Origin of the sequence: Curtobacterium sp. BNK-1 (assembly GCF_048685235.1) — a bacterium.
GTDB lineage: Bacteria > Pseudomonadota > Gammaproteobacteria > Enterobacterales > Enterobacteriaceae > Pantoea > Pantoea agglomerans.
Genome location: NZ_JBLQTJ010000001.1, coordinates 3,165,235 through 3,191,414, shown reverse-complemented (window position 1 = coordinate 3,191,414; position 26,180 = coordinate 3,165,235). Strand labels below are relative to the sequence as shown.

23 protein-coding genes and 1 riboswitch are annotated in these 26,180 nt (G+C 57.1%); of the genes, 15 read left to right on the top strand and 8 right to left on the bottom strand.

Features of this window, described 5'->3' with window-relative positions:
* The first annotated feature begins 18 nt into the window (after window positions 1-18).
* Window positions 19-2,871, top strand: a complete 2,853-nt coding sequence (gene glnE / locus ACMGGP_RS15035; protein ID WP_498798599.1) for a bifunctional [glutamate--ammonia ligase]-adenylyl-L-tyrosine phosphorylase/[glutamate--ammonia-ligase] adenylyltransferase — start codon at window positions 19-21, stop codon at window positions 2,869-2,871.
* 70 nt (window positions 2,872-2,941) lie between these two features.
* Complete coding sequence (hldE, locus tag ACMGGP_RS15030) at window positions 2,942-4,366, top strand: bifunctional D-glycero-beta-D-manno-heptose-7-phosphate kinase/D-glycero-beta-D-manno-heptose 1-phosphate adenylyltransferase HldE (protein ID WP_010249049.1); 1,425 nt, start codon at window positions 2,942-2,944, stop codon at window positions 4,364-4,366.
* Between the two features lie 39 nt (window positions 4,367-4,405).
* Here the strand turns inward: hldE and ubiK are convergent, their stop codons facing one another.
* Entirely contained in the window at window positions 4,406-4,795 is a 390-nt protein-coding gene (gene ubiK / locus ACMGGP_RS15025; RefSeq protein WP_010249045.1) for a ubiquinone biosynthesis accessory factor UbiK, read from the bottom strand.
* Between the two features lie 171 nt (window positions 4,796-4,966).
* A riboswitch (FMN riboswitch) is annotated at window positions 4,967-5,124 on the top strand.
* 110 nt (window positions 5,125-5,234) lie between these two features.
* On the opposite strand from ubiK, the gene ribB reads away from it, so the two are divergent.
* Window positions 5,235-5,891, top strand: coding sequence for a 3,4-dihydroxy-2-butanone-4-phosphate synthase (ribB, locus tag ACMGGP_RS15020; RefSeq protein WP_031590879.1), 657 nt, complete (start codon window positions 5,235-5,237; stop codon window positions 5,889-5,891).
* 232 nt (window positions 5,892-6,123) lie between these two features.
* Window positions 6,124-6,909: a 4,5-DOPA-extradiol-dioxygenase gene (gene ygiD, locus ACMGGP_RS15015; RefSeq protein WP_010671128.1), complete on the top strand. Its 786-nt coding sequence runs from the start codon at window positions 6,124-6,126 to the stop codon at window positions 6,907-6,909.
* Window positions 6,910-7,176: 267 nt separating this feature from the next.
* On the opposite strand, the gene ACMGGP_RS15010 is transcribed toward ygiD, so the two are convergent.
* The 3 genes from ACMGGP_RS15010 to tolC all read right to left on the bottom strand — a co-directional run bounded on the left by ACMGGP_RS15010 (window position 7,177) and on the right by tolC (window position 10,625).
* Window positions 7,177-8,337, bottom strand: a complete 1,161-nt coding sequence (locus tag ACMGGP_RS15010; protein WP_498798598.1) for a glutathionylspermidine synthase family protein — start codon at window positions 8,335-8,337, stop codon at window positions 7,177-7,179.
* A gap of 7 nt (window positions 8,338-8,344) precedes the next feature.
* Window positions 8,345-9,016 (bottom strand): DUF1190 family protein, encoded by a 672-nt coding sequence (locus tag ACMGGP_RS15005; RefSeq protein WP_498798597.1) that lies wholly within the window; start codon window positions 9,014-9,016, stop codon window positions 8,345-8,347.
* A gap of 142 nt (window positions 9,017-9,158) precedes the next feature.
* On the bottom strand, window positions 9,159-10,625 hold the full coding sequence (tolC, locus tag ACMGGP_RS15000; protein ID WP_010249035.1) for an outer membrane channel protein TolC: 1,467 nt from the start codon (window positions 10,623-10,625) through the stop codon (window positions 9,159-9,161).
* Window positions 10,626-10,835: 210 nt separating this feature from the next.
* On the opposite strand from tolC, the gene nudF reads away from it, so the two are divergent.
* The 6 genes from nudF to ACMGGP_RS14970 all read left to right on the top strand — a co-directional run bounded on the left by nudF (window position 10,836) and on the right by ACMGGP_RS14970 (window position 16,290).
* The gene (nudF, locus tag ACMGGP_RS14995) at window positions 10,836-11,474 is read left to right on the top strand and encodes an ADP-ribose diphosphatase (protein WP_498798596.1); all 639 of its coding nucleotides are present in this window, start codon (window positions 10,836-10,838) and stop codon (window positions 11,472-11,474) included.
* On the top strand, window positions 11,471-11,896 hold the full coding sequence (locus ACMGGP_RS14990; RefSeq protein ID WP_008925735.1) for a DUF1249 family protein: 426 nt from the start codon (window positions 11,471-11,473) through the stop codon (window positions 11,894-11,896). Before nudF ends, ACMGGP_RS14990 begins: the two co-directional genes overlap by 4 nt.
* Before the next feature lie 42 nt (window positions 11,897-11,938).
* Window positions 11,939-12,766 carry a 3',5'-cyclic-AMP phosphodiesterase gene (cpdA, locus tag ACMGGP_RS14985; RefSeq protein WP_022623882.1) on the top strand — a complete coding sequence of 276 codons (828 nt, stop codon included), beginning with the start codon at window positions 11,939-11,941 and terminating at the stop codon, window positions 12,764-12,766.
* A gap of 3 nt (window positions 12,767-12,769) precedes the next feature.
* Window positions 12,770-13,351, top strand: coding sequence for an esterase YqiA (gene yqiA / locus ACMGGP_RS14980; protein WP_022623881.1), 582 nt, complete (start codon window positions 12,770-12,772; stop codon window positions 13,349-13,351).
* Window positions 13,352-13,400: 49 nt separating this feature from the next.
* Window positions 13,401-15,296 carry a DNA topoisomerase IV subunit B gene (gene parE, locus ACMGGP_RS14975; RefSeq protein WP_010249031.1) on the top strand — a complete coding sequence of 632 codons (1,896 nt, stop codon included), beginning with the start codon at window positions 13,401-13,403 and terminating at the stop codon, window positions 15,294-15,296.
* Window positions 15,297-15,390: 94 nt separating this feature from the next.
* Window positions 15,391-16,290: a LysR substrate-binding domain-containing protein gene (locus ACMGGP_RS14970; RefSeq protein WP_010671124.1), complete on the top strand. Its 900-nt coding sequence runs from the start codon at window positions 15,391-15,393 to the stop codon at window positions 16,288-16,290.
* Between the two features lie 296 nt (window positions 16,291-16,586).
* On the opposite strand, the gene ACMGGP_RS14965 is transcribed toward ACMGGP_RS14970, so the two are convergent.
* Both ACMGGP_RS14965 and ACMGGP_RS14960 read right to left on the bottom strand, forming a co-directional pair.
* Window positions 16,587-16,895 carry a putative quinol monooxygenase gene (locus ACMGGP_RS14965; RefSeq protein ID WP_031590861.1) on the bottom strand — a complete coding sequence of 103 codons (309 nt, stop codon included), beginning with the start codon at window positions 16,893-16,895 and terminating at the stop codon, window positions 16,587-16,589.
* Window positions 16,896-16,944: 49 nt separating this feature from the next.
* On the bottom strand, window positions 16,945-17,526 hold the full coding sequence (locus tag ACMGGP_RS14960) for an NAD(P)H-dependent oxidoreductase (RefSeq protein WP_010249028.1): 582 nt from the start codon (window positions 17,524-17,526) through the stop codon (window positions 16,945-16,947).
* Between the two features lie 141 nt (window positions 17,527-17,667).
* On the opposite strand from ACMGGP_RS14960, the gene ACMGGP_RS14955 reads away from it, so the two are divergent.
* From ACMGGP_RS14955 to ftsP, 4 genes are all read left to right on the top strand, one after another.
* Window positions 17,668-18,459, top strand: a complete 792-nt coding sequence (locus ACMGGP_RS14955; protein WP_234305611.1) for a transporter substrate-binding domain-containing protein — start codon at window positions 17,668-17,670, stop codon at window positions 18,457-18,459.
* Between the two features lie 192 nt (window positions 18,460-18,651).
* A complete protein-coding gene (gene parC / locus ACMGGP_RS14950; protein WP_010671122.1) occupies window positions 18,652-20,925 on the top strand; it encodes a DNA topoisomerase IV subunit A in 2,274 nt (757 codons plus the stop codon).
* A 45-nt stretch (window positions 20,926-20,970) separates the two neighbouring features.
* Window positions 20,971-21,708, top strand: a complete 738-nt coding sequence (locus ACMGGP_RS14945) for a 1-acylglycerol-3-phosphate O-acyltransferase (protein ID WP_064689996.1) — start codon at window positions 20,971-20,973, stop codon at window positions 21,706-21,708.
* Window positions 21,709-21,849: 141 nt separating this feature from the next.
* Window positions 21,850-23,280: a cell division protein FtsP gene (gene ftsP / locus ACMGGP_RS14940; RefSeq protein ID WP_010249023.1), complete on the top strand. Its 1,431-nt coding sequence runs from the start codon at window positions 21,850-21,852 to the stop codon at window positions 23,278-23,280.
* Between the two features lie 98 nt (window positions 23,281-23,378).
* On the opposite strand, the gene dkgA is transcribed toward ftsP, so the two are convergent.
* The gene (dkgA, locus tag ACMGGP_RS14935; RefSeq protein WP_010249022.1) at window positions 23,379-24,203 is read right to left on the bottom strand and encodes a 2,5-didehydrogluconate reductase DkgA; all 825 of its coding nucleotides are present in this window, start codon (window positions 24,201-24,203) and stop codon (window positions 23,379-23,381) included.
* A 203-nt stretch (window positions 24,204-24,406) separates the two neighbouring features.
* On the opposite strand from dkgA, the gene ACMGGP_RS14930 reads away from it, so the two are divergent.
* The gene (locus ACMGGP_RS14930) at window positions 24,407-25,315 is read left to right on the top strand and encodes an AraC family transcriptional regulator (RefSeq protein WP_498798595.1); all 909 of its coding nucleotides are present in this window, start codon (window positions 24,407-24,409) and stop codon (window positions 25,313-25,315) included.
* A gap of 32 nt (window positions 25,316-25,347) precedes the next feature.
* Here the strand turns inward: ACMGGP_RS14930 and ACMGGP_RS14925 are convergent, their stop codons facing one another.
* Window positions 25,348-26,010, bottom strand: coding sequence for a DedA family protein (locus ACMGGP_RS14925; RefSeq protein WP_010249020.1), 663 nt, complete (start codon window positions 26,008-26,010; stop codon window positions 25,348-25,350).
* Between the last annotated feature and the right edge of the window lie 170 nt (window positions 26,011-26,180).

Genomic DNA, 26,180 nt, shown 5'->3' with positions numbered 1-26,180 from the left:
GCCATCAAGGAGGGAGTTATGTTGTCAGCACTTCCCGCGTTGCTACGCGACCAGGCCGAAGAGGCCGCCCGACAGCTTGGGGTTCCGCTGGCTTCGTTAAGCCCGGAGCAGGCTGCCGGTCTGGCTTTCAGCGATTTTGTGCTGGAAAACCTGCAACAACATCCCGACTGGTGGCAGGCGATGCTCGACCAGCCGCCGCAGCCTGATGAGTGGCAACACTACTCTGCGTGGCTCAATCAGGCGCTTAGCGGCATCGACAGTGAAGCGAGCCTGATACGTGAACTGCGGCTGTTTCGTCGCCGTATGCTGGTACGCATCGCCTGGATGCAGTCTCTGCAGCACGCCACAACCGAACAGAGCCTGCAACAGCTCAGCGCATTAGCCGAAGTGCTGATCAGCCGGGCGCGTGACTGGGTTTATCAGGATTGCTGTCGTGATTTTGGTACGCCCTGTAATGCGGACGGCGACGCGCAGCCGATGCTGATTCTGGGCATGGGCAAGCTGGGCGGCGGCGAACTCAATTTTTCTTCTGATATTGACCTGATCTTTGCCTGGCCGGAAAACGGCACAACGCGTGGCGGACGGCGTGAACTCGACAACGCTCAGTTCTTTACCCGCATGGGACAGCGGCTGATTAAAGTGCTGGATCAACCCACCATGGATGGCTTTGTCTATCGGGTGGATATGCGACTGCGCCCGTTTGGCGACAGCGGCCCGCTGGTGATGAGCTTTGCCGCGCTGGAAGATTATTACCAGGAGCAGGGACGCGACTGGGAGCGTTACGCCATGGTCAAGGCGCGGCTGATGGGTGATGACCACGATCGCTGGAGCCTGGAGCTGCAGCAGATGCTGCGGCCATTCGTTTACCGCCGCTACATCGACTTCAGCGTGATCCAGTCGCTGCGAAACATGAAAGGGATGATCAGCCGTGAAGTGCGGCGACGCGGGCTGAAAAACAATATCAAACTGGGTGCGGGCGGCATCCGTGAAACCGAATTTATCGTGCAGGTATTCCAGCTGATTCGCGGCGGGCGTGAGCGCTCGTTGCAGCTGCGCTCACTGCTGCCGACGCTGGAGGCGATCAAAACCCTGGCCCTGCTGCCCGCGGAACAGGTCGATGCGTTGCGTGTTGCCTACCTGTTCCTGCGGCGGCTGGAGAATCTGCTGCAAAGCCTGGGCGACGAGCAGACCCAGACCCTGCCAGAGGATGAACTGCATCGCGCCCGGCTGGCGTGGGCGATGGATTGTGCCGACTGGCCTGCTCTGATGACCCGGCTCGACGGCCAGATGGCGGCGGTGCGCGCTATCTTCGACGAGCTGATTGGCGAAGATACCCCTGAGATTGGCGATCAGCGTGAGCTGGCAGAGTTTCAGGTGCTGTGGCAGGACCAGCTGGAGGATAGCGAACTGGCGCCGCTGGTGCCGCAGCTCAGTGACGAGCAGCGGCTTACGCTGCACCAGACGCTGGAGGCGTTTCGTCAGGATATCAACCGGCGCACCATCGGCCCGCGTGGCCGTCAGGCGCTGGACCAGCTGATGCCGCGTCTGCTGAGCGAAGTCTGCCCGCGTGAAGATGCGGCGGTGACGCTCGGCCGCCTGACGCCGCTGCTGATCGGCGTGCTGACCCGCAGCACCTATCTGGAGCTGCTGACCGAATATCACGGTGCGCTGCGCCACTTAATTCGCCTGTGCGCCGCCTCACCGATGGTAGCCAGCCAGCTGGCGCGTCATCCCTTATTGCTGGATGAACTGCTCGATCCCGCCACGCTCTATCAGCCAACCGCCACCGATGCCTATCGCGATGAGCTGCGACAGTATCTGCTGCGCATCCCTACCGAGGACGAAGAGCAGCAGCTGGAAGCGGTGCGGCAGTTTAAGCAGGCACAGCATCTGCGTATTGCTGCCGCCGACATCGCCGGAACGCTGCCGGTGATGAAAGTCAGCGATCATCTCACCTGGCTGGCAGAAGCGATTATCGAATCTGTGGTGCGCCAGGCGTGGAATATGATGGTGCAGCGATACGGCCGTCCTTCGCATCTGAGTAATGAACATGAACGCGGTTTTGCCGTGCTGGGCTACGGCAAACTGGGGGGCTGGGAGCTGGGTTACAGTTCTGACCTCGATTTGGTGTTCCTGCATGACTGCCCGGCAGACGCGGTGACAGAAGGGGAGCGCAGCATCGATGGCCGTCAGTTCTATCTGCGCCTCGCCCAGCGCATCATGCATCTTTTCAGTACCCGCACCTCCTCCGGCATTCTCTACGAAGTGGATGCGCGCCTGCGTCCTTCGGGCGCGGCGGGCATGCTGGTCAGTACCTTTGAGGCCTTTGAAGAGTATCAGCGCAGTGAAGCCTGGACCTGGGAGCATCAGGCGCTGGTCCGGGCACGCGTCGTCTTTGGCGAGGCGGCACTGGGTGAACGTTTCAGCGTGATTCGTCAGGCGATTCTGTCGCTGCCACGTGCCGCTGAAGCGCTGCAAACTGAAGTACGTGAGATGCGTGAAAAAATGCGCGCTCACCTCAGCAACAAACATAAAGGTCGCTGGGATATTAAAGCCGACGCGGGCGGCATCACCGATATTGAATTCATCGCCCAATATCTTGTCTTACGCTACGCCGCTGAGCAGCCTGAACTGACGCGCTGGTCTGACAATGTGCGCATTTTCGAGCTGATGGCGAAGTACCATAAAATGCCCGCCGATGAAGCACAGGCGCTGACGCAGGCTTATGTGACGCTGCGCGACGCATTGCACCATCGCGCCCTGCAGGAACAGCCCGGCCACGTTGAGCCAGAGGCCTATGCAGCGGAGCGGCAGACGGTTCTGAGCAGCTGGCAGCGCTGGCTGATAACGCCTGCGTCTATCCTGGCGTGATGCTGATAGCACAAATCGCAACTGTGCTATCATCCGCGCACTATTTTTAATGCAGTCTGGAGTGTCTGGAATGAAAGTGACTCTGCCCGCGTTCGGCCAAGCCTCAGTGCTGGTTGTTGGCGATGTAATGTTGGATCGTTACTGGTATGGCCCAACCAGCCGTATCTCCCCTGAAGCGCCGGTTCCGGTGGTGAAAGTGGACACGGTTGAAGAGCGCCCTGGCGGCGCGGCAAACGTGGCGATGAACATTGCAGCACTCGGTGCCGCGTCGCGCCTGATTGGCCTGACTGGCGAAGATGATGCGGCGCGTGTGTTGAGTAACACGCTGAAAGACGTCAACGTGCATTGTGACTTCGTGGCGGTCAAAAGCCATCCGACCATTACCAAACTGCGCGTGCTTTCCCGTAATCAGCAGCTGATCCGCCTCGATTTTGAAGAGGGCTTTGATCAGGTCGATCCGGAGCCGATTCACCAGAAAATGCGTGATTCACTGGCTGCCGCGGGTGCGCTGGTGCTGTCCGATTACGCCAAAGGCGCGCTCTCCAGCGTGCAGACCATGATTACTCTGGCGCGCGAAGCGGGCGTACCGGTATTAATCGATCCGAAAGGCACCGATTTTGCGCGCTACCGTGGCGCGACGCTGCTGACGCCGAACCTCTCTGAGTTTGAAGCCGTGGTCGGCAAATGTAAAAACGAAGAGGAAATTGTGGCGCGCGGCACCCAGCTGATCGCCGATTTTGACCTCTCCGCGCTGCTGGTGACCCGTTCAGAAAATGGCATGACGCTGCTGCAGCCGGGCAAAGCGCCTCTGCATCTGCCCACCCAGGCACAGGAAGTCTATGACGTGACCGGTGCGGGCGATACGGTGATTGGCGTGCTGGCGGCGGCATTAGCGGCCGGTGATTCGCTGGAAGAAGCCTGTTTCCTTGCCAACGCGGCTGCGGGTGTGGTGGTGGGGAAACTGGGTACGTCTACCGTCAGCACCGTTGAGCTGGAAAATGCGATTCATGCCCGCCCGGAACAGGGTTTCGGCATCATGACCGAAGCGCAGTTAAAAGCCGCCGTGGAGATGGCCCGCCGCCGTGGCGAAAAAGTGGTGATGACCAACGGCGTGTTCGACATTCTGCATGCCGGTCATGTCTCCTACCTGGCAAATGCCCGCAAGCTCGGCGATCGACTGATTGTCGCGGTGAACAGCGATGCGTCGACTAAACGTCTGAAAGGCGAAAGCCGTCCGGTGAATCCGCAGGAAAATCGGATGATCGTGCTGGGCGCGCTGGAAGCGGTCGACTGGGTGGTGGTATTTGAAGAGGATACGCCGCAGCGGCTGATTGCGGGCATTCTCCCTGACCTGCTGGTCAAAGGGGGAGATTACAAGCCGGAAGATATCGCGGGCAGCAAAGAAGTGTGGGCAAATGGCGGCGACGTTCAGGTGCTGAACTTCGAAGATGGTATCTCCACTACCAACATTATCAAAACCATCCGCGGCAGCTAAAGCGCAGCGTAAGCGGGAGCCGGGCTCCCGCTTAAGGGCTTATTCTGGCTTGTTGTCCGCAACAGGCTTCACCACGTCCGCAACCGGTGACGGCGAGGCTGCAGGTGAGGTCGCTACGGCGGCTGATGGTGTGGTCGCGGCAGCAGGTGTTACCGGTGCGGTTGCCGTCGGCGGCGTACCGGCTGATGACCCCTGACTTTCCAGCTGCGCCAGACGCTGCTCCAGCGCCGCCAGCTTCTCACGTGTACGCAGTAATACCTGCGTCTGCACATCAAACTCCTCACGGTTGACCAGATCCATCCGGGTCAGCTGCGCCTGAAGAACCTGACGAATTTTCTTTTCGACATCATCACCAAACTCACGAACACCTTTAGGCATCGCTTCGTGAACCTGACGGGCAAGTTGTTCAATTTTTTTCGTGTCGATCATGATGATTTCCTGGTTACGGGGAGCTGTGTCAGCGTGTTTACCAACGTAATAAGTGTTAAGTGTAATGCCAGAAATGAAAAGGATAAACCTCAAATCGGTAACGCAGGAAATGCAAAAGCAATTGCGCTATTGATGATTGCCGCCTCAAACGATCGGCGTTATAGTTAAAGTGCTTATTCTCAGGGCGGGGCGCAATTCCCCACCGGCGGTAAATCAGCTTTGGCTGAAAGCCCGCGAGCGCTTTATCTTGATGAAAAGAGAGGTAAAGGTCAGCAGATCCGGTGTAATTCCGGGGCCGACGGTTACAGTCCGGATGGGAGAGGGTAACGACATCTGTCGGACAATTGTGTCTGCTTCACGTTATTGCCACGTCTTTTTGACGTCACTCCTAAGCACGCCCTGATTCTGGTAACCCATACATTTTAAGGTTTTTATTACCATGAATCAGACGCTACTTTCTGAATTTGGCACGCCTGAACAGCGTGTAGAACGTGCTATCGCCGCCCTGCGTGAGGGACGCGGTGTGATGGTACTCGACGATGAAAATCGCGAAAACGAAGGCGACATGATCTTCGCCGCAGAAACCATGACCGTTGAACAGATGGCACTGACTATCCGTCACGGCAGCGGCATCGTCTGCCTTTGCCTGACCGAAGCGCGTCGCCAGCAGCTCGATCTGCCAATGATGGTGGAAAACAACACCAGCTCTTTCGGCACTGGCTTCACCGTGACCATTGAGGCCGCAGAAGGCGTCACCACGGGCGTCTCCGCGCAGGATCGTATCACCACCATCCGCGCCGCCATTGCCGACAATGCCAGACCCACCGATCTGCATCGCCCTGGTCATGTCTTCCCGCTGCGTGCCAGCGAAGGCGGCGTATTAACCCGTGGCGGGCATACCGAAGCGACTATTGATTTAGTCACCCTGGCCGGCTTTAAGCCCGCAGGTGTGCTGTGCGAACTGACCAACGACGATGGCACCATGGCCCATGCGCCAGAAGCGATTGCGTTCGCCCGTCAGCACAACATGCCGGTGGTGACCATCGAAGATCTGATCGCCTGGCGTCGCGCGCACGAAACACGCCACGCCAGCTAGTCTGGCTGCCGCGATAAACAGGCCCCCCGGGCCTGTTTTTCTTCCTGATACCCGGAATGGCGCGGCCTGACCGCTGACTTCTCCTCTCTCCTTCATGTCGAAACGCTGTTAAACCTGCCACGTTAAATTTCATTCAAATTTCCTGATGATCTCCATCATGGATATCCGCGTGATAAAGCAGCGGATGCGCGTATCGTAATGGCTATCAAATACTCGATCCCGGGGATCACGAATGAGCCAGTTACGAATGCCAGCGCTGTTTTTGGGTCACGGCAGCCCGATGAATGCCCTTGAAGAGAATCGCTATACCGCCGCGTGGCGTCACCTGGGCGATACTCTGCCACGTCCACGCGCGATTATTGCGGTTTCGGCGCACTGGTATACGCGCGGCACCGCCGTGACGGCAATGGCACAGCCTGAGACCATTCATGATTTTGGGGGCTTTCCGCAGGCGCTGTTTGATACGCGCTATCCGGCACCGGGATCGCCTGAACTGGCGCAGCAGCTGGTGGAGCAGTTAGCGCCCGTTGCGGTGACGCTGGATCACGAGTGGGGACTGGATCATGGTTCCTGGGGTGTGCTGATCAAGATGTATCCGGAGGCCAATATTCCGGTGGTCCAGCTAAGCATTGATGGCACCAAACCTGCGGCATGGCACTTTGAGATGGGCCAGAAACTGGCTGCACTGCGCGATCAGGGCGTGATGATTGTCGCCAGCGGCAACGTGGTACATAACCTGCGTAAAGTGCGCTGGGATGGCAACAGCGAAGTTTATCCATGGGCCAGCAGTTTTGAACAGTTCGTCCGCGATAACCTGGCGGTGCAGAGCGATGCTGCTTCTCATCCGCTGGTTAACTTTATGGATCATCCTGGTGCGGCGCTTTCTAATCCGACACCTGAGCACTATCTGCCGCTGCTCTATGTACTTGGCGCACGTCAGCCAGATGACGCCATCAGCATTCCGGTTGATGGCATGGAGATGGGGGCGATCAGCATGTTGTCGGTTCAGGTAGGTTAGGGCGAAGCTGACAGCCATAGAAGAGCTTATTGTGCAGGGAACACGGTCAGAAGAGGAAAGCGTCCCGCGCCAGGGACAAAAACGCCGGGAGCGTTTTTGAACAACGCAAAGCGTTGGCCCGGCTACGGGCGCACCTCAGGGATGAGGTGCGTAACCGCGCGGGCCGAGCGTGTCATGGATGACGGCTTTTGCGTCTTTCCGATCTGACCGTGTTCTTTGCGCAGGCTCGGTCTAACCGCTAAACCAAACGGAGATTATCGCGGTGCATTAACCGATAAAAGCGTGCGGATAGAAACGGGAAAGATCCTGCGTGATCAGGTCGCGATCTTCCCGCAGGCCGATACCGGCCGGTTGATCGTCAATCAGCCAGCTGCCGATCAGCGTATAGCTGTCGCCAAACTTAGGCAGCGGGTGGAACTGCTGGACGATCATTCCCTCTTCGCCATAGGGTCCATCGACGCGGGCAATCTCCTCACCATTTTCCACGATGCGGATGTTGGCACCTTCACGTGAAAATAGCGGCTTCACCACATATTTGTCCATGTGCGGCACGTCATCTTCCGCGAACCAGGCGGGCAGCAGGTTAGGGTGATTCGGGAACATCTCCCACAGCAACGGCAGCAAGGCTTTATTCGAGATAATGCTTTTCCAGGCCGGTTCCAGCCAGCGCACGCCAGCATCGCCCAGCTTGGTGGAGAACATCTCACGCAGCATGAATTCCCACGGATAGAGCTTGAACAGGTTGCTAATCACCTGATCCTGGGCGTCGGTAAATTCCCCTTTCTCGCCCAGTCCAATTTCATCCATGTAGAGAAACTCACTCGGCAGTCCCGCTTCGGTGGCGCAATCCTGAAGATATTGCACGGTGCCGCGATCTTCGTCGGTATCACGGCAGCAGGCTAAGTGCAGCCAGTTGAAGCCGTGCTGCTGATGTAACGCGGCGAAGCGTTCAATCAGCTTTTCCTGCAGGCTATTAAACTGATCGCTGCCTGCGGGGAGCTGACCGGCGTTAAGCTGGTCCTCCAGCCACAGCCACTGGAAAAATGCCGCTTCATACAGCGAGGTCGGCGTATCGGCATTGTTCTCCAGCAGCTTTACATCGCCTTTGCCATCCCAGGCGAGATCCAGACGAGAGTAAAGCGAAGGCTGACGCTGATGCCATGAATCGCGCACAAAGTCCCAGGTGTGTTTAGGAATGCGGAATTTAGCCAGCAGCGCTTCGCTGTTAACCACTTTTTCCACCACCTGCAGGCACATTTGATGTAATTCAGCGGTCACATCTTCCAGATGCTCGATTTGCGCCAGCGTGAACTGATAATAAGCATCTTCACACCAGTAGGGTTCACCATGCATGGTGTGAAAACGAAAACCGAACTCGGTGGCTTTTTCGCGCCAGCCTGGGCGCTCTGAAATGGCAATGCGTTCCATCGGGGCGTTAGCCTCCCATTGAGCGGCTGGAAGTGCCGCTGGCGCTGCTACGCTGCATGCTGTTCTGCTTCGCGACGGTTTCACCAAAGCCACCACGGGTAATGGTGGAGGTGGTAGCCGGTTTTGGTGCCAGCGCCGTTTTCGGCACGGTCATGCTTTTGCCGGATGTTGCTGCACCATAATTACGGCCTGATGCATCAACAAACTGACCATTGGCCGGGCTGCGGGCATTTTTCGGTGAGAAGAGCGGTTGCTGTGCAAAGCCCGAACCACCGCCCATCATGCGACCCATCATGTAACCTGCCATCAGTGGCATCCAGAAGCTGCCGCCACTCTGCTGCGATTCGGCATTAGTGGTGCCCACGCCCGCCTGAGCCGGTGTCTGCTGACACTGGTTTTCACCAAATTCAGCGACACAATCTTCACGCGTGGCATATTTTGGCGCGGTGCGTTCCGCCTCTTTTTTGGCTTCATTGAATGCGGTAGTACATTGCGCACTCTGGCCCGGATTGGCTTTTGAACAGTCACCGGCATTCTGGTACATCGAAACTGTTTCGTCGTTCTGTTCACAACCAGCCAGCATAAATACCGCCGAAACGGCGATAGCAACGGGCGTTAAATGGCGTGCCTGCCAGCTCTTGCGAAAAGCGGCATAGCGAATAGATTTTGTGCGTTTCATTATGATTATCCTGTGCCCAAAGGTAGCGCATAGAATAGGGGATGGGGGGGTAAAATTGAAGCTGGAGGCCTGATACAACAGGGATCTTTACTTAGTTATACGTTCAACAGAGAGACGGGCCGCAAAGCAGCCCGTCCGCTCATTAATTACCGAAAGGATTACCGCTGCTGTGGCGAGCCGCAGGACGTGCTGCCTCAGAAGAGCCGGTTGCTGCCGGACCGCTATCCACGCGCGCGGTCTGCTGTGCATTTTCCGGTGCTACCGTTTCCGGTGAGGTCGGGATCTCTTTACCCAGCTGGCTGTTCAGTTTCTGCAGGCTCTGCTCATTGAGCGTACCCAGCGCATAGCTGATATTCAGCTGGTTAATCAGATAGCTATAGCGCGCATCAGAGAGCTGCTGCTTAGCGTTGTAGAGCACGGTGGTTGCATCCAGCACATCAACGATAGTACGCGTACCAACCTGATAGCCCGCTTCTGACGCATCCAGAGAGCTTTGCGCAGAGACCACGGCCTGTTTATAAGCGTTGATGCTGCTGATAGAAGCATTCACGTTGTTAAACGATGAGCGGACTGTCTGAACCGCAGAGCGGTGCGCGCTTTCCAGTGATTCACTGGCGCTGACGAAGCTGTACTGCGCCTGTTTCACCTGAGAGGTGACGCTGCCGCCGCTATAGAGTGGCAGTGAGAAGCTCAGACCCACCTGGTTAGAACCGGTAATGGAGTCAGTAGACCCCTGGCTCTGGTTCGCACGGCTGCCGCCATATTTGCTGTTCGACATGCCGGTAGAGGCCGTCAGACCCAGCGTCGGCATGTGACCAGCTTCAGCGGAGCGGATCTGCTCACGGGCTAAATCCTGGTTCAGACGCGCAGAGAGCAGCGACAGATTACGGCTTTCCGCCTGCTTAAGCAGCGCGCTGACCGGTTCGGGCTTATCGGTTCTGAAGCGATCAATGCTCAGCGACGCCAGCGACATGTAGTCCATGCCGGTGATCTGACGCAGCGTTTCCACGTTGTTATCAAGGTTATTACGCGCGGTCACTTCGTTAGCCAGCACGCTGTCATATTGCGCACGGGCGTTCTGTACGTCAGTAATGGCAACCAGGCCAACGTTAAAGCGCTGGGTGGTTTGATCCAGCTCGCGATAGATCGACTGTTTCTGCGCTTCGGTGTAAGAAAGGGTATCAATCGCTTTCAGCACGTTGAAGTAGGCGGTCGCGGTGTTCAGAATCAGATCCTGCTGCGCCACCTGATAGGTCACATCCTGGATACCGGCAGCTTTTTCCTGCAGGGTCAGTGCGCGCCATTTCGACATGTCGAAAATAGTCTGGGTTAATTGCAGCGAGCCGCTGGTCGTGTTGGAATGGAGACCGCTACTGTCGCGATAGCCGTTGTTATAGGTGTAGTCTGCACCCAGGCCGAGCTGGGGTAATAATGGGCTACGCGCTTCGTTGATTTTCTCAAAGGCAGAATCGCGATCGGCAGCGGCGCTGCGCAGATCCGGGTTGCTCAGACGTGCTTGTTGATAAACCTGAAGCAGGTCTTCGGCCTGGCTGGCGAAGCTGAAACCGCCCAGGCTCAGCCCAATAAAAAATGGGAGCAGTTTTTTCATTTGCATTCCTTTTGTTGCAGCAAATTGCAGTGGGTGCGCTGCCGGGTAAGCCAAAAAATTATCGCCGATTCTAGCAGAGGGCAACTGTGAGATAAGTTGGCTGAACGTGCCTTCTCCCCCTAATTTACGTAAATAATTCAGAAAGAACCACTTACATGGAGCACGGTTACAGGCTTTTTTCGCTCCACCTCAATCTGCATAAGGAACCCGATGATGCCGGAAGAAAAAAAATCCCCTGTGACTTTCACAAAAAACGATGTAGAAATTATTGCACGCGAAACCGTCTATGATGGTTTTTTTTCCGTCGTACGTTATCGCTTCCGCCACCGCCAGTTTAACGGCGAAATGAGTGGGGAAGTACAGCGCGAAGTTTTTGAGCGCGGACATGCCGCCGTGCTGCTACCTTATGATCCCTTACGCGATGAAGTGGTGCTGATTGAACAGATCCGCATCCCGGCTTATGACAGCAGTGTTTCGCCCTGGCTGCTGGAGATGGTCGCCGGCATTATTGAGCCCGGTGAATCTGTTGAGCAGGTCGTGCGCCGTGAAGCCGTTGAAGAAGCAGGATTAGAGGTCGGCCGGATTAAGCCCATGCTTAACTATCTGGCCAGCCCTGGCGGCACCAGCGAACGTCTGTCGGTGCTGATTGGGGAAGTGGATGCCAGCCAGGCAGAGGGATGCCATGGTCTGGAGGAAGAGAATGAGGATATTCTTGTCCATGTGGTGAGCCGCGAACAGGCTTACCGCTGGGTGGAAGAGGGGATAATTGACAATGCGGCGTCTGTCATCGCCCTGCAATGGCTGGCGTTGCACCATGAGAAACTACGCGAAGAGTGGATACAAAAATGAAACAGCGCTATACCCCTGACTTTCCCGAAATGATGCGGCTCTGCGAAACCAATTTCGCCCAGTTACGCCGCCTGCTGCCGCGTAACGATGAGGCGGGAGAATCGGTGATCTATCAGGTGAGTGGCGCCCGTTATCAGCTGACGATCCAGGAGTCCACACGCTACACCACGCTGGTGGAGATCCGCCAGGTCGCGCCTGCCGTGAGTTACTGGAGTCTGCCCTCGATGTCGGTAAGGCTCTATCACGATGCGATGGTCGCCGAAGTGTGTTCAACTCAACAGATCTATCGTTTCAAAGCGCGCTATGATTATCCTAATAAAAAATTGCATCAGCGCGATGAAAAACATCAGATAAACCAGTTTCTCGCAGACTGGCTGCGCTACTGCCTGGCACATGGGGCGATGGCAGTTCCGGTCTGCTGATGCGTATAATGCAGTAAATGGCGTGGAGACGAAGGAAACGCTTTGGATAGCCTGCTAACTCTTCCTGCAGCGAACGGTTCCGAAATCAGGATTTTGCAAATCACGGATACCCACCTGTTCGCGGGAAAACATGAATCGCTGCTTGGGGTGAACACCTGGTCGAGCTATAAAGCGGTGCTGGATGCGATTATTGCGCAACATCGCGACTACGACCTGATTATCGCCACCGGCGATCTCGCCCAGGATCACTCTATCGAAGCCTATCAGCATTTTGCTGAGGGCATCTCACGTTTGCCGCGGCCCTGCGTCTGGCTGCCCGGTAATCATGATTTTCAGCCCGCGATGTTCGACACGCTGGCAGCCGCTCATATCAATGCCCACAAGCAGGTGCTGGTGGGTGAACAGTGGCAGATTGTGTTGCTGGACAGCCAGGTCTCGGGTGTGCCGCACGGGATGCTGAGCGATTATCAGCTGGAGTGGCTCGATAACGCGCTGGCCCGCTATCCGCAACGTCACACGCTGGTGCTGCTGCACCACCATCCGCTGGCCTCTGGCTGTACCTGGCTCGATCAGCACAGCCTGCGCAACTCACATCAGCTCGATGCGGTGTTACAGCATTACCCGTTAGCCCGGACGCTGGTCTGTGGTCATATTCACCAGGAGCTGGATCTTGAGTGGCACGGTCGTCGTGTGCTGGCCACCCCTTCAACCTGCGTTCAGTTCAAACCGCACTGCACCAGCTTTACGATCGACACCGTGGCACCAGGCTGGCGCTGGTTCACGCTGTATCCGGATGGCGGCCTTGAGACCGAGGTTAACCGGCTCGACACCGACGCTTTTCGTCCCGATTTAGACTCAGAAGGATACTGACGCGTGGCGGCATTACTCTATCTGCACGGTTTTAACAGCTCGCCGCAGTCGGCTAAGGCGACGCAGTTCCGGCAATGGTTAGAGGCGCAGCATCCGGAGATCGAAATGATCGTGCCCCAGCTGCCGACGTTTCCGGCCGATGCCGCCGCAATGCTGGAAGATCTGGTACTGAGCCGCAGCGGCGAAACGCTGGGGCTGGTGGGCTCGTCGCTGGGCGGTTATTACGCTACCTGGCTGTCGCAATGCTTTATGCTGCCTGCTGTGGTCGTCAATCCTGCGGTGCGGCCTTTTGAGCTGCTGGCGGATTTCCTGGGCGAAAATCAGAATCCCTACACCGGCCAGCAATATGTGTTAGAGTCACGCCACATTTACGATCTGAAAGTAATGCAGATTGAACCGCTGGAAGCGCCCGATTTACTCTGGCTGCTGCAACAGACCGGCGATGAAGTTCTCGATTACCGTCAGGCGCTCGACTATTACAGCGCGTGCCGTCACACGGTAGAAGAGGGCGGAAATCATGCATTTACTGGATTCGAGCGCCATTTCCTGCAGATTCTGGACTTTCTCGGTCTGAATCATCCCTGAGTAATGCGGAAATCGCACCCCATTTCACCCTTCTAATCAGACATTTACGATGAGTCAATCTAACTATAACGCGGATGCCATTGAGGTCCTGACTGGCCTTGAGCCTGTTCGCCGTCGCCCGGGGATGTACACCGATACGACGCGACCCAACCATTTGGGTCAGGAAGTGATTGATAACAGCGTCGATGAGGCGCTGGGCGGCCACGCGAAGCGGGTTGAAGTGATTCTGCACGCTGACCAGTCGCTGGAAGTTATTGATGATGGCCGCGGCATGCCGGTGGATATTCACCCGGAAGAGGGCGTGCCTGCCGTCGAGCTGATCCTGTGTCGTCTGCACGCGGGCGGCAAGTTCTCCAATAAAAACTATCAGTTCTCGGGCGGCCTGCACGGCGTCGGTATCTCGGTGGTTAACGCCCTGTCAAAACGCGTCGAAGTCACGGTGCGCCGTAATGGCGAAATCTATGACATGGCGTTTGAGAACGGCGACAAAGTCCAGGATCTCACGGTTACCGGCACGGTGGCTAAACGCAACACCGGCACGCGCGTCCATTTCTGGCCCGATGAAAGCTTCTTCGACAGCCCACGTTTTTCGGTGTCACGCTTATCACATCTGCTGAAAGCCAAAGCGGTGCTCTGTCCTGGCGTTGAGATTGTCTTTAAAGACAAGCTGAACAATACCGAACAGACCTGGTGCTACGAAGATGGCCTGACTGACTACCTGTGCGAAGCGGTGAATGGCTTACCGACGCTGCCGGAAAAACCGTTTGTCGGCAGCTTTGCTGGCGATGTGGAAGCGGTTGACTGGGCGCTGTTGTGGCTGCCGGAAGGCGGCGAGCTGTTAACTGAAAGCTACGTTAACCTGATCCCGACCATGCAGGGCGGGACTCACGTCAACGGCCTGCGTCAGGGGCTGCTGGATGCGATGCGCGAGTTCTGCGAATACCGCAACATTCTGCCGCGTGGCGTGAAGCTCTCCGCTGAAGATATCTGGGATCGCTGCGCCTATGTGCTGTCGGTAAAAATGCAGGATCCGCAGTTCGCCGGGCAGACCAAAGAGCGCCTCTCTTCACGTCAGTGCGCAGCCTTTGTCTCTGGCGTGGTAAAAGATGCCTTCAGCCTGTGGCTGAACCAGAATATCCAGATCGCAGAGCAGCTGGCTGAGCTGGCGATCTCCAGCGCCCAGCGACGTATGCGGGCAGCCAAAAAAGTGGTGCGTAAAAAGCTCACCAGCGGTCCGGCGCTGCCGGGCAAGCTGGCGGACTGCACCGCGCAGGATCTGAATAAAACAGAACTGTTCCTGGTCGAAGGGGACTCGGCAGGCGGCTCGGCCAAGCAGGCGCGCGATCGTGAATATCAGGCGATCATGCCGCTTAAGGGCAAGATCCTTAACACCTGGGAAGTCTCTTCCGATGAGGTGCTGGCGTCGCAGGAAGTGCATGATATTTCCGTGGCGATCGGCATCGATCCCGACAGCGAAGATCTTTCACAGCTGCGCTACGGCAAGATCTGCATTCTGGCGGATGCGGACTCGGATGGTCTGCACATCGCCACGCTGCTGTGTGCCCTGTTCGTGAAACATTTCCGTTCACTGGTCAGAAACGGACACGTCTACGTTGCCATGCCGCCGCTCTACCGTATCGATCTCGGAAAAGAGGTCTACTACGCGCTGGATGAAGATGAGAAAGAGGGCGTGCTGGAGCAGCTGAAACGCAAAAAGGGCAAACCTAACGTTCAGCGCTTTAAAGGGCTGGGCGAGATGAACCCCTTACAGCTGCGCGAAACGACGCTGGATCCGAATACCCGCCGTCTGGTACAGCTGACCATTAGTGAAGAGGATATCGATCAGACGCTGCGCATGATGGATATGCTGCTGGCGAAGAAACGTTCCGAAGACCGGCGTAACTGGTTGCAGGAAAAAGGCGACAAGGCCGATATCGAAGTGTAAAAAAACAGGACGCGAAAGCGTCCTGTTCTCTTTGTGCTTCAGCCAGCACATCCCCGGAGAACCCGGCAGATTCAGAGCAGAGACAGTAATCCTTGTGAAAATTACCCTGGAAGAATTACGCGCCTGGGTGGCGGTGGTGGACAGCGGTTCCATTACCGCGGCGGCATCCCAGCTGGCGCAGACCAGTTCGGGCATCAGCCGGGCGTTGTCCCGGCTGGAGAGCAAGCTGCAGACCACCCTGCTGCATCGCACCACCCGACGGCTGGCGCTGACCGAAGAGGGACAGGTTTTTCTGGAGCATGCGCGACAGATCCTGGCCTCGGTTGAGCAGGCCGAAGAGCAGATAGCCCTGCGGCGCGAGATGCCGTCAGGGCGGCTGCGGGTAAACGCCGCCACCCCTTTTATGCTGCATGTGATTGTGCCGCTGGTGGACGATTTCCGCGCCCGCTATCCCCTGATCCAGCTTGAACTGAATACCGACGATATCCTGATCGATCTGCTGGAGCAGCAAACGGATATTGCCATTCGCATCGGCGAACTGCGCGACTCTACGCTGCGCGCCCGGATGCTTGGCAGCAGTGCGATCCGGCTGATGGCCAGTCCGGCCTATCTGGCGAAAGCGGGCACCCCGCAGAGCGTGGCCGATCTCGCGCAGCATCAAATCATCGGCTTCAGCCATCTTGAGGCGCACAACGTCTGGCCGATCTGGCAGCCTGATGGCGATTTCATGCGCATTAAGCCCACAATCTCTGCCTCCAGCGGCGAAACCATCCGGCAACTGGCGCTGGCAGGACAGGGGATCGCACGCCTCTCCGACTTTGTCAGCCGGGAAGATTGCGCGGCAGGCCGGCTGGTGCCGGTTCTCCCCGCTGAAACCCGCGAGCTGCGGTTGCCGGTGCATGCGGTCTATTACCGCAACACCACGCTCTCTTCGCGCATCGGCTGCTTTCTGGATTTTCTCCGCACCGAGATTGATCGGCGTCAGCTGCTATGATCTCTCCTGCCATAATAAAAAACCCCTGTCATAGGGCAGGGGTTTGGAGATGCTGGCAAGTCTGGCCGGATTCGCTGTGAGATTGTGCTTGCACAGGGAACACGGTCAGATCGGAAAGGCGCTCAAGCCAGTCCCTGGTCGCTCTACCCGCGCCATCCCTGGCGCGGGACGCTTTCCTCTTCTGACCGTGTTCCCTTCGCGTTGAGCTAATTCATTGCTGCCAGAGGCACTCAGGTTTGAGGTTGTCAGCAGCCTTGACCCCTTTTACCGAAAAGGGGTTAAGCCTTCAGCACGAATCAGGCGCTGGGTTCCAGCACCAGAATCTTCACATCCACCACATCATCTTTAATGATGGCGCGATGCGCATCCATGTGCGGCATCTGCTGATGCTGCTCCAGATGACGCAGCGTTTCCCACTGTTCCAGCATAAAAATGGAGTCCGGCGAGTTCTGCTTCCACGGCACCTGCGCCTGATGGTCCAGCAGCGCGTCATACTGATGGCAGCCATCTTCTTCTAAAACCAGCGGGATCAGTTTTTTCACCGCATCCAGCACAGCCTGACGGCGACCGGGTTTGACACAAATTTCAGCAACGACTGTTAACATTCGCGAATTCCTCTTTCATGGGAAAATAGGGGGGTATCCCCCAGCCATCTTACGCAAAAACGCGACTAAGATGGGTCCGATAAGCGGCAATATCGCGTGGCACGTCCGGCGCTTTAATCACATCGTTGCAGATAAAGGTCGGCAGCGCTTCCATGCCCAGGAACTGGTTGGCTTTGTGGAAGTGCAGATAAAGACCGTCAACGCCGACACCTTCAAAGAACTGCTCCGGGTCGGTAAAGGCCTGCAGCGGCGCATTCCATGTCAGCGACAGCATATATTTTTTGCCCTGCAGCAGACCGCCGGAACCATATTTCTTTGCCGCATCAGAACGGGTACGGCCATCGCTGGCGTAGAGCGAGCCGTGGCCTTCGGTAAAGACTTCATCGATATAACGCTTCACGGTCCACGGCTCGCCCATCCACCAGCCTGGCATCTGATAAATCACCACATCGCTATCGACATATTTCTGCACTTCATCGGCGACCACGTAGTCGCTGTCAGCCAGGGTCACAGACACCTCATGCCCCATGTCACGCAACTGGCTGGCCGCAACGTCGGTCAGCGTGTGGTTCAGTTCGCCTTTAGAGTGGGCAAAGGTTTTGCCGCCATCGATAATTAAAATCTTGCTCATGAATAGTTTGCCTCATTTCCTGAATATGGCGCTTAGCTTACGCGCGCTACGGTCGCAGAAAAATGGGAGGTTGATCACAACACTTTTGCTGTGGAAGCAACAATGCGCCGGTTTATGGCACCATCGGCAGGCAAACTCACCATGAAAACAATTAAAGAAAAACGCAAAATGAAAAAAATAGTCTTCGCTTTGCTGCTGGCCAGCAATGCTGTCCAGGCACAATCTCATCTCGACACCATCCTCAGTTCTAAAACGCTTAAGGTCTGCACCACCGGTGATTACAAGCCTTACAGCTACCTGCGACCCGATGGTCAGTATGAAGGGCTGGATATCAGCATGGCGAACGCGCTGGCTACCTCGCTCGGCGCGAAAGTGGAGTGGGTGCCAACCAGCTGGAAAAACCTGATGCCCGATTTTCTGGCAAAGCAGTGTGATATCGCCGTCGGCGGCGTCTCCGTCACGCTGAAACGTCAGCAGACCGCCTGGTTCGCCCGGCCGCTGGATGTGGATGGCAAAATCCCGCTGGTGCGCTGCAGCGATAAAGATCGCTTCCAGACCATCGAACAGCTCAACCGGCCTGACGTGCGGCTGATTGAACCGGCAGGCGGCACCAACGAAGCCTTTGTGCACAGCCACCTGCCAAAGGCCTCACTGACGCTGTTCCACGATAACGTCACCATCTTCCGGCAACTGGTGGACAACAAGGCGGATGTGATGATCACCGATGCCTCTGAAGCGCGTTTTCAGCAGCAGCATTACCCGACGCTCTGTGCGATCAATCCCGACAAACCGCTGCAGTATGGCGAGAAGGCTTACATGATTCCGCGCGACGATATCAGCTGGAAGCTCTATGTCGATCAGTGGCTGCATCTCAGCACAGCCACCGGCGAATATCGTGACATTGCCCGCCAGTGGATGGGCGCAAAGCCCTGAGCCACTTCCACAGAGAGGTCAGACACTTGCCGGTCTGAATCCGGCGTGCCTCCGGCACATAAAATCGCGCGGCGGGACGCCTGCTCTCCCGCGCTTCCCCTGTGACTAACACCAGCGAATAAGGTACTATCCTCGCCAAACCACCGCCGGGTGTCCCGCCGTTGTGGGCCACGATGTGAGGATGAGAAATTAATGAGTGAACTGACTCAGGATGGTGCAGAGCGTCTTGCCCTGCACACATTCACCGAGAATGCGTACTTAAACTATTCGATGTACGTCATCATGGACCGCGCCCTGCCTTACATTGGCGACGGATTAAAGCCGGTTCAGCGACGTATCGTCTACGCCATGTCCGAACTGGGACTTAGCGCCAGCGCAAAATTCAAAAAATCGGCGCGTACCGTAGGTGACGTGCTGGGTAAATACCATCCGCACGGCGACAGCGCCTGTTATGAAGCGATGGTGCTGATGGCGCAGCCGTTCTCCTACCGTTATCCGCTGGTCGATGGCCAGGGTAACTGGGGGGCACCGGATGATCCCAAGTCGTTCGCGGCGATGCGTTACACCGAATCCCGCCTGTCAAAATATGCCGAGCTGCTGCTGGGTGAGCTGGGTCAGGGGACGGTCGATTATCAGCCGAACTTTGATGGCACGCTGCAGGAGCCGAAGATGTTACCGGCGCGCCTGCCCAATATTCTGCTGAACGGCACCACCGGGATTGCCGTGGGTATGGCGACCGATATTCCGCCGCACAACCTGCGCGAAGTGGCTCAGGCCGCCATCGCACTGATCGACTCGCCGAAAACCACGCTGGAACAGCTGCTGGATATTGTCCAGGGGCCTGATTATCCTACAGAGGCGGAGATCATCACGCCGCGTGACGAGATCCGCAAAATCTATCAGACCGGTCGCGGCTCGATTCGCCAGCGTGCAGTCTGGAAGAAGGAAGAGGGCGAGGCGGTGATTACCGCGCTGCCGCATCAGGTGTCGGGCGCGCGCGTGCTGGAGCAGATTGCGAACCAGATGCGCAATAAAAAGCTGCCGATGGTGGAGGATCTGCGTGATGAATCGGATCACGAGAACCCGACCCGCCTGGTGATCGTTCCGCGCTCCAACCGCGTCGATCTCGATCAGGTGATGAACCATCTGTTCGCCACCACCGATCTGGAAAAGAGCTACCGCGTTAACCTCAACATGATCGGGCTGGATAACCGCCCGGCGGTGAAAAATCTGCATGAGATCCTGACCGAATGGCTGGTGTTCCGCCGCGATACGGTCAAACGTCGTCTGAATCACCGCCTGGATCGCGTGCTGCGCCGCCTGCATATCCTGGAAGGTTTGCTGGTTGCGTTCCTGAACATCGATGAAGTGATCGAGATCATCCGTACTGAGGATGAGCCTAAGCCGGTCCTGATGTCACGCTTTGGCATCAGCGAAACCCAGGCCGAATCGATCCTCGAACTGAAGTTGCGCCACCTGGCAAAACTGGAAGAGATGAAGATCCGTGGCGAGCAGGCGGAGCTGGAAAAAGAGCGCGATCAGCTGCAGGCCACGCTGGCCTCTGAACGCAAGATGAACACCCTGCTGAAAAAAGAGTTACAGGCTGACAGCGCCAGCTACGGCGACGATCGTCGCTCGCCGCTGCGTGAGCGTGAAGAAGCCAAAGCCCTGAGCGAAACCGAGCTGGTGCCGTCTGAACCGGTGACCATTGTGCTGTCGCAGATGGGCTGGGTGCGCAGCGCCAAAGGCCACGATATCGATCCAGCCGGACTCAGCTACAAAGCGGGCGACAGCTATCTGGCTGCAGCACGCGGCAAGAGCAATCAGCCGGTGGCCTTTATCGACTCCACCGGCCGCAGCTACACTCTGGATCCGACGTCGCTGCCTTCCGCGCGCGGGCAGGGCGAGCCGCTGACCGGCAAGCTGACGCCACCGCCGGGTGCGGTAGTTGAACAGGTGCTGATGGAGCCGGATGATCAGCGCCTGCTGATGGCCTCTGATGCGGGTTACGGCTTTATCTGTACCTTCAGCGATCTGGTGTCGCGCAACCGCGCCGGTAAAGCGCTGCTGACGCTGCCGGAAAATGCCCGTGTGATGACGCCGATGGCCGTCCATCATGAAGATGACATGCTGCTGGCGATCACCCAGGCGGGACGGATGCTGATGTTCCCGGTCGGGGAGCTGCCGCAGATGTCGAAAGGCAAGGGCAACAAAATCATCTCAATTCCATCCGCGGAAGCGGCCGCCGGTCAGGACAAACTGGCCTGGCTGATGATTTTACCGCCGGGCAGCGCTATCACGCTGCACGTAGGCAAGCGTAAAATGCTGCTGCGCAGTGAAGAGCTACAAAAATTCCGCGCCGATCGCGGACGTCGCGGTACGCTGTTACCGCGCGGCCTGCAAAAAATTGATCGTGTTGAACTGGATGCGCCTGCGCGTCCGGCGAGCCCGGATAGCGAAGCGTAAACTACCCGGCTGACACCGCGTCAGCCGTGGCTCAATGAGGGAACTATGTTACTGATTCTGCGTGCCATTATTGTGGTCATCTATTCGATCTTAGTCTGTATATCTGGCTGTATCTGGTGTCTGTTTTCACCGCGTAATCCGCGTCATGTCGCCACATTTGGCCATCTGTTCGGCAAACTGTCGACGGTATTTGGCCTTAAAGTAGAACTGCGCAGACCGAAAGGTGCTGAAAATTATGGTAATGCGATCTACATCGCGAACCATCAGAACAACTATGACATGGTCACCGCGGCTAAAATGGTGCAGCCCTGTACGGTGACGGTGGGCAAGAAGAGCCTGTTGTGGGTGCCGTTTTTTGGCCTGCTCTACTGGCTGACCGGTAACCTGCTGATCGATCGCGATGACCGTGCAAAAGCACGCGGCACTATCGGTCAGCTGGTGGATGAGTTTAACAGTAAGCGCATCTCCATCTGGATGTTCCCGGAAGGGACGCGCAGTCGTGGCCGCGGCCTGCTGCCGTTTAAAACCGGTGCCTTTCACGCCGCAGTGGCGGCGGGTGTGCCAATCATTCCGATTGTGGTCTCTAACACGCATGGCAAGATCAACCTCAATCGCTGGAAAAACGGGCTGGTAATCGTTGAGATGCTGCCACCGATTGATGTAAAGGCTTTCGAGTCGTCGTCGGTGCGTAAGCTGGCGACCCACTGTCGCGAACTGATGGCGGCAAAGCTGGAAGAGCTGAACGCCGAAGTCGCAGAACGCGAAAAAAACGGAAATATCTGACCGGCGAACCATTCGCCGAACTATCCTGCAGGGATGCCGCACGGCGGGGTACGTCCGCCCGCCGTGAACGCAGCACAGCAAAAACAGATCAATAAAAACAGGGTCGGCGCCTAGCGCCACGCGTAAAGGGTCAGAAGTTTTATGTCTTTCAGCAGACGTCAGTTCATCCAGCTTTCTGCCGGAGCGGCGCTTAGCGCCAGTGTACTACCTCATGCGGCGCGTGCCGCTTCTTCAGCTAATGGCGATACGCCACTTCCGGTTCCGCCGTTGCTGGAATCCCGTCGCGGCCAGCCGCTGTTCCTGACAATGCAGCGCAGCCACTGGTCTTTTAATGGCGACAACAACAAAGTGCCGGTGTGGGGCATTAATGGCCTCTATCTTGGCCCGACCGTCCGGGTTTACAGCGGCGACGACGTTAAGCTGATCTACAGCAACCGTCTGAACGAGCCGGTCTCCATGACTATCAGCGGCCTGCAGTTGCCGGGCGCGCTGATGGGTGGCGCGCCGCGTATGATGTCAGCCGGTGTCGACTGGTCGCCGGTGCTGCCGATTCGTCAGGCGGCCTCAACCTGCTGGTATCACGCCAACACGCCGAACCGCATGGCTCCGCACATCTATAACGGACTGGCCGGGATGTGGCTGGTGGAAGATGATATTGGCAGGCAGCTGCCGTTGCCGAAGCATTACGGCGTCGATGACTTCCCGATTATCATTCAGGACAAGCGGCTCGATAACTTTGCCACGCCGGTCTATGACCCGCCGCAGGATGGTGGTTTCCTGGGCGACACGCTGCTGGTGAATGGCGTACGCAATCCGTTTGTGGAGGTATCACGCGGCTGGGTGCGTCTGCGTCTGCTGAACGCCTCGAATGCGCGCCGCTATGAGATGGTGCTCAGCGACAATCGCCCGTTTATGGTCATCGCCAGCGATCAGGGCTATCTGCCTGCGCCGGTCGCGGTGCAGCGCCTGTCACTGGCGCCAGGCGAACGCCGCGAAGTGCTGGTGGATATGTCGCAGGGCGATGAAGTGTCGATTACCGCAGGTACGGCGGCGGGCATTATGGATCGGCTGCGCGGCTTCTTTGAGCCATCCTCCATTCTGACGTCAACCCTGATCCTGACGCTGCGGCCAACCGGCTTGCTGCCGCTGGTGACGGATAATCTGCCGATGCGGCTGCTGGCCGATCAGATTCTGGATGGCGTGGCGGTGCGCACCCGTGAATTCCGCATCGGTGACAGCATGCCGGGCATTAACGGCGCGATCTGGGATATGAGCCGCATTGACACCACGGCACAGCAGGGCACCTTTGAGCGCTGGATCCTGCATGCTGACCGGCCACAGTCGCTGCATATCCAGGGCGTGATGTTCCTGATTAAAAGTGTGAATGGTGCACAGCCGATGGGCGAAGATCGTGGCTGGAAAGATACGGTGTGGGTCGATGGCAGCGTGGAACTGATGGTCACTTTCCCGCAAAGTTCGTCAGATCACTTCCCGTTCGTCTACTACAGTCAGACGCTGGAACTGGCCGACCGCGGTACTGCCGGTCAGCTGGTGGTGCAGCCCAGCGCATAACAGCGCGGTCAGGCAGGGAGAGCCCGTCTGACCGCGTTAATCGTTAGCTGCCCCAGCCGCAGGGCAGATAAGGTGAGGTCACCTGGTGACGCCCAGCCTTAGTTAAAGGTTTCCGGATCCGGCCCCAGACGATTGCCGCTGTCCAGCTTCGCAATATCGCTCACTTCATGCTTGTCCAGACGGAAGTCGAACACCTTAAAGTTCTCTTCAATGCGGGCTGGTGTGACCGACTTCGGAATCACCACCAGGCCGCTATCCAGATGCCAGCGGATTACGATCTGTGCCGGCGTCTTGCCATATTTCTTCGCCAGCGACTTGATGATCTCCTGATCGAAGACCCCTTTGCCGCCCTGCGCCAGCGGACTCCAGGATTCGGTCTGGATCTGATGCAGTGCGTTCCACGCATGCAGCGTGCGCTGCTGTAGCATCGGGTGCAGCTCAATCTGGTTCACCACCGGCGTGACACCGGTTTCATCCAGCAGTCGCTTCAGATGCGCCTCATGGAAGTTACAGACGCCGATACTTTTAGTCAGCCCCTGCTGCTGCAGTTCAATCATCTTCTTCCAGGCATCGACATAATTGTCTTTTTCCGGGCACGGCCAGTGCATCAGATAGAGATCAACCTGCTCCAGTTTCAGTTTCTCCAGGCTGGTTTCCATCGCCTGCTGAACGTTCTGCTGATCGTCGTTCCAGAGTTTGGTGGTCACGAAAATCTCTTCACGCGGCACGTCAGTTTCCTGCAGTGCCTGGCCAATCGCCTCTTCATTCTTATAGGCGGCGGCGGTATCGATTGAGCGATAGCCGACCTCCAGCGCTTTCAGCACCGCATGACGTGCATCTTCAATGCTGGCCTGCCACACGCCGAGTCCGAGTTGCGGCATCATATTGCCATCGCGCAGTTTGATAATGGGTTGGTCTGCCATAGTTGCTCCTTTCCGTTGCGGTTAATCCGTGAGATTTCACTGTGCTTAAGTCTAGCCAACAATTCTCAGCCTGCTTAGCTGAGGCAACAACAGCGGTTCTGCCGCATGCCCGATCCGGTAAATTTCTTGCCTGATTCTCCAGGCTGCTGGTGATTCAGGCATTCGCACGGCACACTGGCTTTTTGCCCGTAAAAGGAGTCGCTATGGCGCACGATGCCCTGTGTCACCGGCTGGCGCAGCAGGTCGTCACATTAATGACCCATGGTCACGACCGCCTTTGTCCGGTCGAAAATGTGTCGCTGATTTACGCTAATCAATATCGTCCCCGTACGCCGATGATGTATCAGCCCGGCATTGTGATCCTGTTTCAGGGCAGCAAAACCGGCTATCTCGGCAGCACCGTGTTTCAGTATGACGCCAGCAAGTACCTGATGCTCACGGTGCCGCTGCCGGTGGAGTGCGAAACCTGGGCCTCGCCAGATGTGCCGATTGCCGGGCTGTGCCTTAATGTCGATACCGCCAGCCTGCAGGATCTGCTGATTGAAATCGGCGATGACGATCAGTTCCAGCCCCAGCCGCAGACCTCGGGGATCCACTCGGCGTGGCTGACGGAACCGATGCTGTGTGCCGCTGAGCGGCTGCTTGATGTGATGACCCAGCCGCGCGATGCGCGGGTGCTGGGGCCGCACATCGTGCGGGAGATTATCTACTACGTGCTGACTGGCCCGATTGGTGGTGCGCTGCTCTCACTGGTGAGCCGACAGACGCAATTCAGCCTGATCGCGCGTGCCCTGCGACGGATTGAGAATCACTATGCGGAAAACCTCAGCGTCGATGCGCTGGCGGCGGAAGTGAACATGAGCGTTTCAGCCTTTCATCACAACTTTAAAGCGGTCACGCAGACGTCGCCCCTGCAGTATCTCAAGCGATATCGCCTGCATCAGGCGCGATTGCTGATGCTGCACGATGGACTGAAAGCGAGTGCGGCGGCGGTGCGGGTTGGCTATGAAAGTCCTTCACAGTTTTCGCGGGAATTTAAGCGCTATTTTGGCGTGACGCCAGGGGAAGAGGTGAATCGTGTGCGGCAGACGGTAGCGGATCCGTCCGCCTGAGTGGCGGCGGATCCTGATGCTACGCGCTGACGTCAGGCCTGTTTCTGCCGACGCTTTTTCCAGATAACCAGAATGCTGCCGAACAGCCCGAGAAACAGCAACACCATCGGCAGTATCATCAGGATCGCCATCACCTGATCTTCATGACGCTTGATGAACGGCACCTGGCTGATGCCATAGCCAAACGTCACGACGATGCCGACCCACAGCACGCCGCTGAGCCAGTTGAACAGCTGAAAGCGACCATTCTGTAAGCCCGCAATGCCCGCCATGGTTGGCAGAATCGTCCGGATGAAGGCCAGAAAACGGCCGACCAGCAGCGCCATCAGGCCGTGACGGTTAAACATATTCCAGGCACGCTGGTGATACTGTGCGGGCAGATGCATCAGCCAGCTCTTCACCAGCCGGGTATTCCCCAGCCAGCGACCCTGCAGATAGCTCAGCCAGCAGCCCAGACTGGCGGCGGTGGTGAGGATCACCATCGTCGGCACAAAATCCATCACCCCTTTTGCCACCATCGCACCCGCCAGCAGCAGCAGGCTATCGCCCGGCAGGAAAGAGGCGGGTAACAGCCCATTTTCCAGAAACAGCGTCAGGAACATCACGCCGTACACCACCCACACCACATCCGGATTTGCCAGCGCGGCAAAATCCTGATGCCAGAGCGCGTGGACAATCTCGTGTAAAACACCCATTTGCTATTCCATCACGTCACAAGGAACTATCCGTCTGCATTCAGGCAATCGGTCGCGGCGCTGCGCAATAAATGCAGCGACCTCACTGATGACCTGAACGGTCTGGGATAAATTTTAACAATAAATGAGCAGCAGCCCGGCAAACTCTGCGGGTGGCCGCTACCCGGTTT